Annotated in this window: 15 protein-coding genes and 1 riboswitch; of the genes, 9 read left to right on the plus strand and 6 right to left on the minus strand. The window is 67.2% G+C overall.

The features are described from left to right. Positions 1-2 precede the first annotated feature (2 nt). Complete coding sequence (locus tag ACYVKL_RS35735) at positions 3-968, minus strand: fumarylacetoacetate hydrolase family protein (protein WP_379172733.1); 966 nt, start codon at positions 966-968, stop codon at positions 3-5. Positions 969-1,145: 177 nt separating this feature from the next. Continuing rightward, positions 1,146-2,690 (minus strand): acyl-CoA synthetase, encoded by a 1,545-nt coding sequence (locus tag ACYVKL_RS35740; protein WP_379172735.1) that lies wholly within the window; start codon positions 2,688-2,690, stop codon positions 1,146-1,148. Between the two features lie 141 nt (positions 2,691-2,831). On the opposite strand from ACYVKL_RS35740, the gene ACYVKL_RS35745 reads away from it, so the two are divergent. After that, entirely contained in the window at positions 2,832-3,986 is a 1,155-nt protein-coding gene (locus ACYVKL_RS35745) for a PucR family transcriptional regulator (RefSeq protein WP_379172737.1), read from the plus strand. Here ACYVKL_RS35745 and ACYVKL_RS35750 read toward each other — a convergent pair. After that, a complete protein-coding gene (locus ACYVKL_RS35750; protein ID WP_379172739.1) occupies positions 3,958-4,359 on the minus strand; it encodes a hypothetical protein in 402 nt (133 codons plus the stop codon). The genes ACYVKL_RS35745 and ACYVKL_RS35750 overlap by 29 nt on opposite strands. 128 nt (positions 4,360-4,487) lie before the next feature. Beyond that, positions 4,488-5,033 (minus strand): carboxymuconolactone decarboxylase family protein, encoded by a 546-nt coding sequence (locus ACYVKL_RS35755; protein ID WP_379172741.1) that lies wholly within the window; start codon positions 5,031-5,033, stop codon positions 4,488-4,490. Between the two features lie 132 nt (positions 5,034-5,165). Here ACYVKL_RS35755 and ACYVKL_RS35760 point away from each other — a divergent pair, with 132 nt between their 5' ends. The 4 genes from ACYVKL_RS35760 (at position 5,166) to ACYVKL_RS35775 (ending at position 8,352) form a co-directional block, all read left to right on the plus strand. Then, on the plus strand, positions 5,166-6,080 hold the full coding sequence (locus ACYVKL_RS35760) for an AraC family transcriptional regulator (protein WP_379172743.1): 915 nt from the start codon (positions 5,166-5,168) through the stop codon (positions 6,078-6,080). Positions 6,081-6,419: 339 nt separating this feature from the next. Further along, entirely contained in the window at positions 6,420-7,157 is a 738-nt protein-coding gene (locus ACYVKL_RS35765) for a dienelactone hydrolase family protein (RefSeq protein WP_379172745.1), read from the plus strand. A 183-nt stretch (positions 7,158-7,340) separates the two neighbouring features. Continuing rightward, positions 7,341-7,493: a hypothetical protein gene (locus tag ACYVKL_RS35770; RefSeq protein WP_379172747.1), complete on the plus strand. Its 153-nt coding sequence runs from the start codon at positions 7,341-7,343 to the stop codon at positions 7,491-7,493. A 235-nt stretch (positions 7,494-7,728) separates the two neighbouring features. Continuing rightward, on the plus strand, positions 7,729-8,352 hold the full coding sequence (locus ACYVKL_RS35775) for an isochorismatase family protein (RefSeq protein WP_379172749.1): 624 nt from the start codon (positions 7,729-7,731) through the stop codon (positions 8,350-8,352). Positions 8,353-8,655: 303 nt separating this feature from the next. Here ACYVKL_RS35775 and ACYVKL_RS35780 read toward each other — a convergent pair whose 3' ends face one another. Further along, complete coding sequence (locus ACYVKL_RS35780) at positions 8,656-8,859, minus strand: hypothetical protein (RefSeq protein WP_379172751.1); 204 nt, start codon at positions 8,857-8,859, stop codon at positions 8,656-8,658. A 141-nt stretch (positions 8,860-9,000) separates the two neighbouring features. On the opposite strand from ACYVKL_RS35780, the gene ACYVKL_RS35785 reads away from it, so the two are divergent. The 4 genes from ACYVKL_RS35785 to ACYVKL_RS35800 all read left to right on the plus strand — a co-directional run bounded on the left by ACYVKL_RS35785 (position 9,001) and on the right by ACYVKL_RS35800 (position 11,222). Continuing rightward, positions 9,001-9,900 (plus strand): helix-turn-helix domain-containing protein, encoded by a 900-nt coding sequence (locus ACYVKL_RS35785; RefSeq protein ID WP_379172753.1) that lies wholly within the window; start codon positions 9,001-9,003, stop codon positions 9,898-9,900. Then, entirely contained in the window at positions 9,897-10,097 is a 201-nt protein-coding gene (locus ACYVKL_RS35790; protein ID WP_379172755.1) for a DUF397 domain-containing protein, read from the plus strand. The genes ACYVKL_RS35785 and ACYVKL_RS35790 overlap by 4 nt, the downstream gene beginning before the upstream one ends. A 38-nt stretch (positions 10,098-10,135) precedes the next feature. Continuing rightward, positions 10,136-10,753 carry a LysE family translocator gene (locus tag ACYVKL_RS35795; protein WP_379172758.1) on the plus strand — a complete coding sequence of 206 codons (618 nt, stop codon included), beginning with the start codon at positions 10,136-10,138 and terminating at the stop codon, positions 10,751-10,753. 81 nt (positions 10,754-10,834) lie between these two features. Further along, positions 10,835-10,898, plus strand: a riboswitch (guanidine-III (ykkC-III) riboswitch). Between the two features lie 9 nt (positions 10,899-10,907). Continuing rightward, a complete protein-coding gene (locus tag ACYVKL_RS35800; RefSeq protein ID WP_379172760.1) occupies positions 10,908-11,222 on the plus strand; it encodes a DMT family transporter in 315 nt (104 codons plus the stop codon). Positions 11,223-11,257: 35 nt separating this feature from the next. Here ACYVKL_RS35800 and ACYVKL_RS35805 read toward each other — a convergent pair whose 3' ends face one another. Continuing rightward, the gene (locus ACYVKL_RS35805; protein WP_379172762.1) at positions 11,258-11,914 is read right to left on the minus strand and encodes a DUF8175 domain-containg protein; all 657 of its coding nucleotides are present in this window, start codon (positions 11,912-11,914) and stop codon (positions 11,258-11,260) included. Between the last annotated feature and the right edge of the window lie 381 nt (positions 11,915-12,295).

Below are 12,295 nucleotides of genomic sequence, written 5' to 3' on the forward strand. Positions count from 1 at the left end.
GGTCACGCCGTTCCGCCCGCCAGGATTCGGTGTTCGATGACGCCGATCTCATCGATTTCCAGACGCAGGTCGTCCCCCGGGGCGAGCCAGTGGCCCAGCTCCATACCCGATCCGCCGGGCAGCGTGCCCGAGCACATCAGCTCACCGGGGTAGAGCTGTTCACCACGCGACACGTGGGCGATGGCCTCGGCCAACGAGTACCGCATGCCATGAGTCCCGGTGCGCGAGACGATGTTTCCGTTGATGGTGACCGTGGCAGTGAGACGGTCGAGGCGGTCGGCCACGGCGGGTCCGGCGACCGCGGTCGCCGACATCGAGGTGACGAAGTGCTTGGACCGCTGCGGACCGAATCCTGAACGCATCTCCGGCAATTGGATGTCGCGGGCGGAGAAATCGTTGATCACGACGACAGCCGCGATCGCGGCCGCGGCCTGTTCGACGGTGGCGTCACGCAACGGCGCGCCGAGTACGACCCCGAGTTCGAGCTCGAAATCCAACGCTCGGCTGTAGACCGGCGGGGCGACCGGAATCCCCGACGGGACGATCGTCAGCGCGTTCGACATGTAGTAGATCGGCTGGGAGTACCACAGCGCGTGCGGCCGGAACGGCGGGAAGGTGCGGCGGGTGAGCGCCTCGTAGATCTGTCCGACCCGGTAGCCCGCCGGGAGGAAGCGCTTGGTGAGTCCGCGGGCGGCGTCCACGGCGTGCTGTTCGAAGAGCATGAAGTCGCGGAACGACGCCGGGCACACGGGCAGGACCTCGGCTCCGTCGGCCAACCCGAGCGCGTCGTAGCGCGCGATCTCGAACTCACTGGAGAACACCGACGGCGCGACGAAACCGTCACCGGCACTGCCCGCTTCGTCACCGGATCGCCAGCCGTCGCCGGTGTCGATCTCGGTGTCGATGCGGTGTTCGCCACGGCGGAGGATCCGCCGGAGCCGCGGCGCGGAAGTGGTCGGAGCGTTCATCGTGTCGCAGCCTTCGTCTCGGCGGCGGTGGGGTCTGCCGCGGTGGCGTCAGGGCACAGTAGGTGCTCTCGCAGGGATCGTATGGTCAGATCAGACCATAGTGCGGCGTGGCCCGTGGCGCAGGGAGCGTCGCCGACACGCCCTGCGCGCCGTCCGGAATCCTCAGCTCGGCGGGCGTCAGTTGACCATGCGGGCCTTGCCACCCCAATACTGTTCCCGCAGATCGCGTTTGAGGATCTTGCCCGCGCCCGACACCGGCAGGGCGTCGACCAGGTCCACGCTGCGCGGGGCCTTGTAGGCGGCGATGCGTTCCTTGGTGTGATCGCGGATCTCGGCCGGGGTCACGGTGTGGCCAGGCTTGCAGACGATCACCGCGTGGACGCGCTCACCCCATTCGTCGTCGGGGATGCCGATGACGGCGACCGCGGCCACGGCGGGGTGGGCGGCGATGGCGTTCTCCACCTCGGCGGAATACACGTTCTCGCCGCCGGAGACGATCATGTCCTTCAAACGGTCGACGATGTGGAGGTAGCCGTCGGCGTCGAGGTAGCCGCCGTCGCCGGTGTGCAGCCAGCCCGTGCGCAGGGCCGCGGCGGTCTCGTCGGGCTTGTGCCAGTAGCCGAGCATGATGTGGCCGCCGCGGGTCACCACCTCACCGACCGCACCGGCGGGAACGTCCAGGCCGTCGGCGTCGACGATGCGGATTTCGCTGTGCGGCACCGCCTTTCCCGCGGAACGCAACCGGCCGGACCGGTGCTCCTCGGGGCCGAGCAGGGTGATGATCGGGGCGGCCTCGGTCTGGCCGTAGGCCTGGGTGAATCCGGCGCGGGGGAACAACCGCATGGCTCGCTCCAGGACGGCCTCCGAGATCGGGGACGCGCCGTACATGAGGTATTCGACGCTGCCGAGGTCGAATTCGGCGGCGCGCGGGTGATCGGCGAGCAGCTGGATCATGACCGGCACCAGCACACTCGACGTGACCCGGTGCTGTTGAACGGCATTCAGCACGGCGACCGGGTCGAAGGCCGGGATCATCACGTGGGTGCCGCCGGCGATGAGCACGCCCAGCCAGCCGGCCAGGTCGGCCAGGTGGAACATGGGCGCGGCGTGCAGGAACACCGCGTCCGGGGCCATCAGGTAGCCGGTGGCGACGCCGCCGAGCGCGGAGGTCATCAGGTTCGTGTGGCTGAGCATGACGCCCTTGGGGAAGCCGGTGGTGCCTCCGGTGTAGAAGATCCCGGCGAGCGCGTCGCCGCCGCGGCGGGCGTCGGCGATGGGTTCGGCGGCGGCGATCAGCGCCTCGTAGGAGGTCATGCCGTCGGGGGTCGCGCCGTCGCCACAGTGGATTACCGTGGTCAGGCCGTCGAATCGTTCCCGCAGGGCGGCGACGAGGGGTGCGAACGCGTCGTCGACCAGCAGCACGCGGCTGTCGGAATCTGCCAGGCTGTAGGCGATTTCGGCGGCGCTCCAGCGGATGTTGACCGGGTTGAGCACGGCGTCCGCCCACGGCACGGCGAGCAGGTATTCGTGATAGCGGTCCGAGTTCAGCGACAGGATGGCGACCCGGTCACCGGGGGCGACGCCGAGCCCGCGCAAGGCCCCGGCCAGCCGGGCCACCCGATCCATGACCTCCCAATTAGTGCGGGTCCGCTCGCCGTAGACGGTCATGGCGGCATCGGGCTTCTGCTGGGTGGCGCGGTGCAGGCCCTGGGTCAGGTACATCGGGGAGCCCTTCGTCGAACAACTGTGGTCGGTGTCACGAGTATTCGTGGCGGATGTGACCTGCGCCATGGAAGCGGGGTTCAATTCGGGCGCCGCGGTTTGTTGATTTCTCCAAGCCGGCGGTCGTAGGGTCGGGGCACCATGAGTTCGACTCGCGCGGCCGCGAAGCAGCGGATGATCACGCTGGTCCTGGACCACAGTCCGGAGATGGCCCAGCGGGTGGTCGCGCGCGCTCGCGCCGAGATGCCGGTCTACGCCCGACTGTCGGCGACGACGATCGCGCGCAGTACCGAATCCATTCTCGAGCGGCTGGCGCGGGCGTTGCTCGACTCGCGTCCGCTGCATGCCGAGGACCTGTCGGCGCTCCGTGAATTCGGTGAAACCCGTGCCCGACAAGGGGTTTCACTGGCAGATGTGCAGAGCGGCTGGCGGATCGCGGTGCGCGAGATCCTGGCCGAGCTGACCAGCGCCGCCCACATCGGCAAGGTCGCCGACCGGGTGCTGCTGGAATCGATCACCGATCTGCTCGACCTGGTCGACCAGGCCAGTATCGCGTTCAGCGCCGCCCACCGGGAGGTGGAGATCGCCCAGGCCCGCCACGACGAGCAGTTCCGGGCCGAGTTCACCCGCGCGCTGCTGCTGGGCACCCTCGGACCGGCGGAACTCCAGATCCGGGCCCAGCAGCTGGGTCTCGACACCGAAAGCGAGTACCGCGCGTTCCGTTCCCGGCCCGAGGAGAACGCCACATCCGCTGCACTGCAAGGGGTTACACCCGCCTTCTCGACGGTTCGCGGATTCATCACCACCGTGGACGGCGACCTCGCCGGGTTTGTGGAAAATTCCACCCCGACAGGCTCACGCCTGATCGCGTACGGCCCGGCCACCCGACTGACTGATCTGGACCGCTCCTTCCGCCTGGCCACCCGAGTCCTGGCCACCGCCCAGCTGTTCGGCCTGTCCGGCCCCCTCGACCTCGACCGCGTCGGCCTGCTGCCCGCGATCGCCGCCGACACCGAACTGGGCGCCGAACTCGCCCACCGCTACCTCGACCCGCTCGGCGACGGCGAGGCCGCCCGCACCCTGATCGAGACCGCCGCACAGTTCCTCGACGCCGGCATGCGGGTCGACGTCACGGCCGAACGACTCACCGTGCACCCCAACACCGTTCGCTATCGCCTCGCCCGATTCGAGGAGCTCGCGGGCACCGATCTGCGCAGTGCGGGCACGGCGCTGCAGGTGTGGTGGGCGATCCAGCACCGCCGGGCGACTACCGGGTATCCAGCACCATCGTCATAGGGACACGGATCTCGCCGCCCGGCTCGAAGTGCAGAACCACCGTGTCCGGAGTCCAGTCGACGCGCGGCTCGGTGCCCCAGCCCAGCGGTATCGGCACCACATGACCGCGCGGCACCTCACCGCCGGAGAACCGGCCGAGCCACACCTCGTAGCTGTCGACATCCATCGGACTGTGCACTCGCACCACCGCGGCGGCATACGTCCCGTCCGGGGCCGGATCGGCACGCACCGTCTCGATGCGATGCATGAACAGCCCGATCGCCGCCACCGACGTAACCAGCACTCCCCCAAGCAAACCGGCGATCAACCCCAGCAGCAATCGGCTCGAGGTTCGCGTGTTCGATCCGGTCGCGGCAGGCGCATATTCCGTCATGGACTCATGATGCCCGCGAGCCGCACTCGAGCGACGACGCGGTTGATGCAGGTGGCGCGGATCCGCCCGGCGACGGGACACCTTGCCGGACCACCGGGCGGACCGAGCCGTCGCTCAACGGTACGGGGTCAGACCGGCTGGCGCAGGCCCACGGCGGGGAAGTCGACCGGGACCGCGAGGGCGATATTCACGTAGTTGGTGAACAGATTCAGCGCGACCTGGCCGATGGTTTCGACGATCTGCTCATCGGTCCAGCCTTGCTCCCGGACCACTCGCACATCCTCCGCGGTGACCTGGCCGCGCTCCTCCACCAATCGCAAGGCGAAGCCCAGCAGGGCTGCCACGCGCGGATCCTCCGAGCGGCCGGTCTGCGCTGCCGCCAGCGCGGCGCCGCTGACCCCCGCCTTGCGACCGAGGGCGGTGTGTGCGGCCAGGCAGTACTCGCAGGCATTGCGGTTGGCCACCGCCACCGCGAGTTGCTCGCTCAGCGCCGGACCCAGCGCACCGCCGCCGTACGCGCCGAACGCGGACCACATGGCGGTCAGGGTGGCGGGAGAGTTGGCGACCGCTCGAAACATCGCGGGCACGGTACCGAAGGCGGCTTGGATCTGATCGAGCTGGTCCCGCACGGTTCCGGTCGCGGAATCACGCTGCACGAGAGGGACTTCAGACATTGAGATTTCCTCACTTCCGATTCGGATGCGCCCCGGTCGCCCCGTGACGCCCTCTCAGATTGCCGAGGATTGCCGGACGAATTGTGACGGATCGTCTCGATTTCTTACCGAATCGTCTGACATAGTCGGAGTGTGACGTCCCTCGACCGAATCTCGCCCCTGCTCGACCGGTTCCGGGTGCGCACCCACCTGTTCCACACCGGGCCGCTGTGCGGCGTCACGACTTTCGACGCGCGCGCCGGACGCGGCTTCCTGCACGTGCTCCGGCGCGGCGAGATGGAGATGGAACACCCGCGGGTCGGCGGCCACGTCGAGAAGCGCCGGATCGACCGGCCCAGCCTGCTGTTCTACCCGCGGCCGCTGGATCACGCCTTCCACAACGCGCCCGACGAAGACTCCGACTTCGCCTGCGCGACACTCGACTTCGACGGCGGCCCCGGACATCCGCTGGTGCGGACACTGCCGCCGGTGATCGTGCTGCCGCTCGACGCCGTCGGTACCCTGGCGCCGGCGCTCGAGCTGCTGTTCGCCGAGATCGACAATGTGCGGTGCGGGCACCGGGTGCTGGCGGACCGGCTCTTCGAGGTTGTCCTCATCCAGCTCTTCCGCTGGATGCTCGACCACCCCGACGAGGTCGGCCTGCCCACCGGGCTGCTGACGGGGCTGACCGACGAACGCCTCGCCCGGACCCTGGTCGCGCTGCACGAATCGCCCGGGCAGCCCTGGACCCTCGCCACCATGGCCCGCGAGGCGCGTATGTCCCGCAGCGCCTTCGCGGCCCGGTTCAAAGCGCTGGTCGGGCAGTCGCCCGCCGAATACCTCACCGACTGGCGGGTCACCGTCGCCCAATCCCGGCTTCGCGCAGGCGATTCCGTCGGCCGCACGGCCGCTGCGCTCGGGTACGCCAACCCGCCGGCGTTCACGCGGGCGTTCACCCAACGGGTGGGGTGCTCGCCGCGGGCCTGGCTGGCCACCGGATCCGGCGAGGGCGGCAGTCACGCAGGCGGCGACATGATGACCGCCGGCAGGGCTTCGGCGATCCGATGAGACGGCCGGAATCGGTTGCTTCCCAATGCTCGTCGAACGGTGAGTCAGGGCTTGCGGTCGTGGGCGGCTTCGGCGAAGTGGAGCCAGCGGTCGGCCAGCGCCGCCGCCACCTGCTCGAAATCGTCCTGCGCGCTCATGTGGCGAGTCTGTCACGCGAAACCGGCGAAAACCCGTTGCGGCTTCGTGGCGGCCACTGCTAGCTTTCCTGAGGCCGTGTAGAAGACCGAGGAGGTGGTACCCGTGAACGCTGTATCGACGTGGGTGCTCTCCTCAGGGGTCACGGTCGGGCGATAGGTCGTCCGGGAGCGCCGTTCATGTGCACTCCCGAAAGGCACGACCATGCAATTCATTTCCGAACAACGCCTCGACGACGGCGTCCTCGAGCGTGAGTTCACCGTCGGCGAGATCCGCGGCATCCTGTGGACGCCCGAATCCGCCGCCGCACCGACCCCGCTGATCCTGCTCGGCCAGATTGCCGGGCCCAACGGCGGACTGCGGAGCCCGAGGCTGGTGGCCAGGGCCCGGCACACCGTAGCGGAAGGCTTCGCCGCGACCACCATCGAGTTCCCCGGCAGCGGTGACCGCCCCGGTCCCGCCGTCACCGATCAGGCCCGCACCGACCTGCGCAAGGCGCTGCAGGCCGGCGAGCCGGTCACCGACGACATTGTCGACCGGCTCATCCTCCCGCTGCTCGACCAGGCGGTCCCGGATTGGCAAGCCACCCTGGACGCCCTGCTCGAACTGCCCGACATCGGCGGCCCGGTCGGGTTCTCGGGCGGGGTGATCTCCATCCCCGTCCGGCTGGCGGCGATCGACCCGCGCATCACGGCAGCCGTGCTGTTCGCGGGCAGTTACGTGCCTCGCAGCATCATCGAGGAGGCGCGGCAGGTCGCCATCCCGCTGCACGTCCTGCTGCAGTGGGACGACGAAGGCAACGACCGGCAGATGGCCCTGGACCTGTTCGACGCCTTCGGCTCGAAGGAGAAGACGCTGCACGCCAACATGGGCGGGCACACCGGCGTCCCGCAGTTCGCGGGAGAGGAAGCGAACCGGTTCTTCGCCCGGCATCTGAAGTGATCCGATGAACGACTGCCCCGATCGGGGCGGCACCGGCCACCGGCTGGTACCGACCGGTCGGGGCAGGCCATTGTCCCGATTACCCACACCAGTGCGGTCGATCCTGATCTCGAATTCAGTTGAGAAATGGGAAGAATGGGTGGAACCCAGACCCATCGAAGCGATCGTCGAGGAGGATCAGCAGTGAGCGCACTGACGCAGGACTCCTTGCATCCGGTACAGCGACAGTTGACACCGGAGCAGCTCGAAGCCCGCCGCCGCAATGCCGAGATAGTTCTCGGACACAAGCTTCCGCCTCGCAAGACCAGAACAGAGACCAGCCAGGGCGATCAGTAGCAGGCGGCTGCGCTGACCCAGCGTTCGCTACTCCTGGTCGGCGGCCCCGGGCCGAGCATGAATGCATCGCTGGTAGCAGGTCGTTCCCAGCCCGCGCACCTCGACAATCGGTGGCATATCCCCCACCCGAGAATCCCCTTGTCTGCCTTCGCCCCAAAGCCACCGTCACGTGTGCACGAGGACGCGTTCGCTTCAGAATGCTGATCACGGGTGCGGATTTGAAAGGATCCAGGGCGTGGTTACCTTCGCTGCTGATGTTGCACCGTACGAGCCGACACGGTTCGCCGACTTCCGGGGTGGGCTGGGCTGGCGGATCGAGCGGGATCGATGTGCGGTTCTCGTGCACGATCTGCTGCCGTATTACGTGAGCGTGCTTGCGGAACAGACTCGGGCGGCAGTCGTCGAGCAGTGCCGAACGGTTGCGGGTTGGGCTTTCGGTCGGAGCGTGCCGGTTATCGCTTCGGCACCGCGGCCTGCCGCGGTGGCACGGCAGCGGGGTCTGGGCGGGGTGCTGTGGGGAAAGGGGCCGGACGCGGGCGAGGCGACGCGGTCATGCTTGGAGGGGATGGATGAGCCTGGGGTGCCGTGGGTTCGCAAGCGATCCCTCAGCGCGTTCTATGCGACCGATCTCGCCGTGGAACTGCGGCGGCAGGGCAAGGACCAGCTTGTCGTCTGCGGTGTTTTCGCATCCCAAGGGATCGTGGCGACAAGCTTCGACGCCCTGGCGCGGGATATCGAACTGTTCGTCGTGTCCGATGCTGTCGCCGACTACAACGCCACCTTGCATGAGCAGGCACTGATGCAGGTCGCCCGATCCACCGGACAAGTCATTCCTACAGCCGATTTCACTACCGACTAAGTCCGAGCGACACGCTCACGGCGCGCATGTCGCTCGGCATCGTGAAACCGCGCCATCCACCGCTGCGAACCGCATCAGGAGAATCTAGGGGATTTGGTGGCTAGGGCGGCTTGGCCTCGGGGGGTGATGCGGTAGCGGGAGCGGGGGTTGCTGGGGGTGATGAGGCCTCGGGATTCGAGGTGGGAGAGGGCGGTTCGGGTGCGGTGGGCGGTGAGGGTGGCGGATTGTTGGATTTGGGGGGCGGTGAGGGTGTGGTTGGGGTGGAGAGCGGTCAGGACTGCTATTTCGGCGGGGGTCATGGGGTCACCTGATCGGGTGGGGGCGGTGGCGGCCGGTGGGAAGGGTTCGGGGGCAAGGGATGTCGAGGTGGCCGCCGTCGGAGAGGGGGAGTCGGAGGGTGTGGGGGCGGGACTCTCGGGACAGGCGGTAGGAGTCCACGGCGGTGCGGGCGGTGATGGCGGTGCAGAGGGCGATGATGGCGAGTAGGGCCCATGCGTCCCAGGGCATTTCGGCCTCCCTTCAGCAATTCTCGGTTGACTCAACTGTGATTGCACAACGACCATTGCGGAAGAGCTTCAAGGGATTACGTTGGCGTTCCACGATGGGCCACTCCACGAAAGTCACTCCCCAGATAGAGAGGCTAACGAAATGGTCGGATCCACCATTCCCAAAAGGGCATTCGGGCGATTTCTGCGCGGACTTCGCGAGCGCGTTGGAGCTTCACTGCTAACAGCCAGCCTCCAGATAGATACTTCAAAGCAAACAATGGTTCGCTTGGAAGACGGCCTGCCAACGAAAGTCACTACGCCACAGCTGAAATCGCTACTCGACCTCTACGAGGTCGATTCGGACGTCAGACGAGAAGCACTGGAAATGTGGCAGGACGTCCGGCAGCAGGACAAAGCCGCCAAGCTGCAAGGCACCTACAAGGGCTGGTGGCAGGCATACGCCGACCAGTACGCGCCACACTTCGATCACTACCTGCGACTTGAAGCGACCAGCAATCACTGGATCAGCCACCAGCTCGTCCACGTGCCCGGCCTTCTGCAGACTTCCGAATACCGTCGAGCCATCATTCGGGCCGCCCACGCGGACCTCACCGAGATCGATGTGGACCGCCGATTGGAGCTCGCGGCACGGCGTCAGGAGCGCACGCTGGAACCCGACTTCCGCATGGACGCGGTCCTGTCCGAGGCAGTGCTACGGCACCGGCCAGGCGGACGTGCGGTCATGGCGGCACAGTTGCGCCACCTCGCCGAGGCCGGCACCCGGGACAACGTATCGATCCGGGTGGTCCCGTTCAGCGCGGACACCCATGCTGGCCTGGGCATCCTGTCGTTCACACTGCTCGAATTCCCGCTCCTCTCATGCCATTTGAAGGAGCCTCCCTGCGTCTACATCGACGGAGCTGAGGGGGCGCTCTACCTCGAGAGCGACCGTGTGATCGAGAGGTTCAAGACGGCGATCTCGTCGATGCAGCGAGTAGCGTTGAGCGAGAGAGACACCAGAGATCTGATGTCGGACATCGCGAAGGAGTACGCAGCGTGATAACCGATCAGTCGAATGCCAGATGGTTCAAGTCGTCCCGCTCGGCGGACGCCAACGAATGTGTCGAGATCGCGTTCCTCGGGAACCGGGCCAGCACAGTCGGGGTGCGGGATTCCAAAGATCCGGGTGGGCCGGTGCTGGTGTTCTCCGCGGAACAGTGGGATCGGTTCCTGGGCAGCGAGATCTGGCGTCGTTAGCCTTACCGCTGAACCTCGGCCCGGTTACTGTCGGGGAGATGAGCATCGAGTTCTTGTTGACGACGCTTGTCATCGTGGCTACGCCGGGCACCGGGGTGCTGTTCACGCTTGCGGCGGGGTTGGCGCGTGGGGTGCGGGCCAGTGTGATCGCGGCGTTCGGGTGCACGCTGGGGATCGTGCCGCACATGGTGGCGGCGGTCACCGGGCTGGCGGCGCTGCTCAATGCGAGTGCCGTGGCATTTCAGACGCTGAAGTATCTGGGCGTGGCGTATCTGCTGTACATGGCGTGGAATACGTTGCGGGACAAGGATGTTCTCTCGATCCCGGAGGAGAGTGAGCAGGCCGCGCCGACGGCGGGGCGGGTGATCGTGTCCGCCGTCCTGGTCAATGTGCTGAACCCGAAACTGACGATCTTCTTCTTCGCGTTCCTGCCGCAGTTCGTGCCGAGCGGCTCGACCGGCGCCACCGTGCGCATGCTCGAACTGAGCGGGATGTTCATGCTCGCGACCTTCGTGGTGTTCGCCGTCTACGGGAGCTTCGCGGCGGCGGTGCGCAGCCGGATCATTTCCCGGCCGGCGGTCATGACGTGGATGCGACGAGTGTTCGGGGTCTCGTTCGTCGCGCTCGCCGGGCGGCTGGCCGTGCAGAACCAGTAGGTGAGCGGCCCGGTCTCCAGGTGGAGGCGGAGATCACCACGAAGGAATTTGCCCGGTCGCTGGGTGTTTGCGATGGTGTAGGTAGTCCCCGAATCGGGGGCCCGGACGATGGAGCCGTACCCGGAGTGCGACAAGACGGCCTTCGGAGGTTGTCATGTCGTGGCTGGTGTTGGTCGTGTCCGGGGTGTTCGAAGCCGTGTGGGCTACCGCGCTCGGGAAGTCGGAGGGGTTCACCCGGCTCGGGCCGACCGTCGTGTTCGGTGTGGCGCTCGCGGTGAGTATGGCGGGGCTCGCCTACGCGATGCGCGGGCTGCCGGTGGGGACCGCGTACGCGGTGTGGGTGGGCATCGGCGCGGTGTTGACCGTCGCGTATTCGATGGCCACCGGTGAGGCTGCGGTGAGCGCGGTCAAACTGTTGTTCCTCGGCGGGATCGTGGCCTGCGTGATGGGGTTGAAGCTCATCGGATAACCCCGATCGCCCGCCCCACGATCCAGCCCGGTCGACTACTTCGCAGGCGCGAGCTTCACCGCTTCGGCAGGGATCGCGGGAACCGATTGCACGGTCTGAGTTTTCGCGGCGGGGTCCGGGAGCTCGAGTCGCCAATCCTCGGAGACCCAGCGCACGGTTTCCGTGGTCGCGGTGATGCTCGCGTCGGAGTAGGTGGCGTAGACCGTGAGATCGGCGCGGTCGGGGGTGTACGCGGTGAGCTGGTAGGCCGCGATATGGGGGGCGACAGTCGCGTTGGCGGGAGCCGTGATCGAGATCTGCGCGCGGGCCAGGACCCAGGAGTCCTTGCCTGCGCCGGGCATCAGGGAGATCGCCGCGACCTGCGGCCAGACGCCGTCGGGCGCCAAGGACAGGCGGGTGCTGTGGTTGATGGCGGCCAAGGCCGCGCCCTGCGGGGTACGGGTGTAGCCGGCAGCGGTCGTGCCGAGTTTGCTGGGACCGTCGTGGCCGCCGATGGGGAGTTGCACACCCTGGTAGTTCTCCCAGCGCACATCCGCCGGAGCGCGGGCCGGATCCACCGCGGTGGTGGTGGATTTCGTGGCCGATTGATCACTCATCCCGCAGGCCGAGACGGTGAAAGCGGCAGCCGAGACGAGCAGGGCCGCGGCTGCGGCGGTAAAAGTTTGCGCGTGGTGTGCTGACTTGGCGCGCATGAGGATTCCTCCGGGTGGACCTGAGTACGGTCGAGAAGCGTTGCGGTGACGCGGGTTCGGGGGCCTGACAGTCGAGCGCAGCTTACGACGCGACCGGTGCACCGGATGATCCTACGAGTGTTGATCGGATCGGTTTAACAATTCGTCACTCCTGTCACGGAACCGGTTGCGGCGACCCACGATCCGGGTAACATCAGGGCCGCAACATGATCATCGCAGGTGGTGGGGTTTCATGATGGATCATCGGGACCTGGTTCCGGTGGGCCGCCTGTGTCATGGGCCAGAGGTGCGTAAAGCCCTGGCACTCGGGGGATTCGGGTCGCGAGCCCGCTGCTGTCCGTTCGGGGAAGGGGAACTGGGGACATGAAAGCCAAAAGAACT

The organism is Nocardia tengchongensis, from assembly GCF_054781395.1.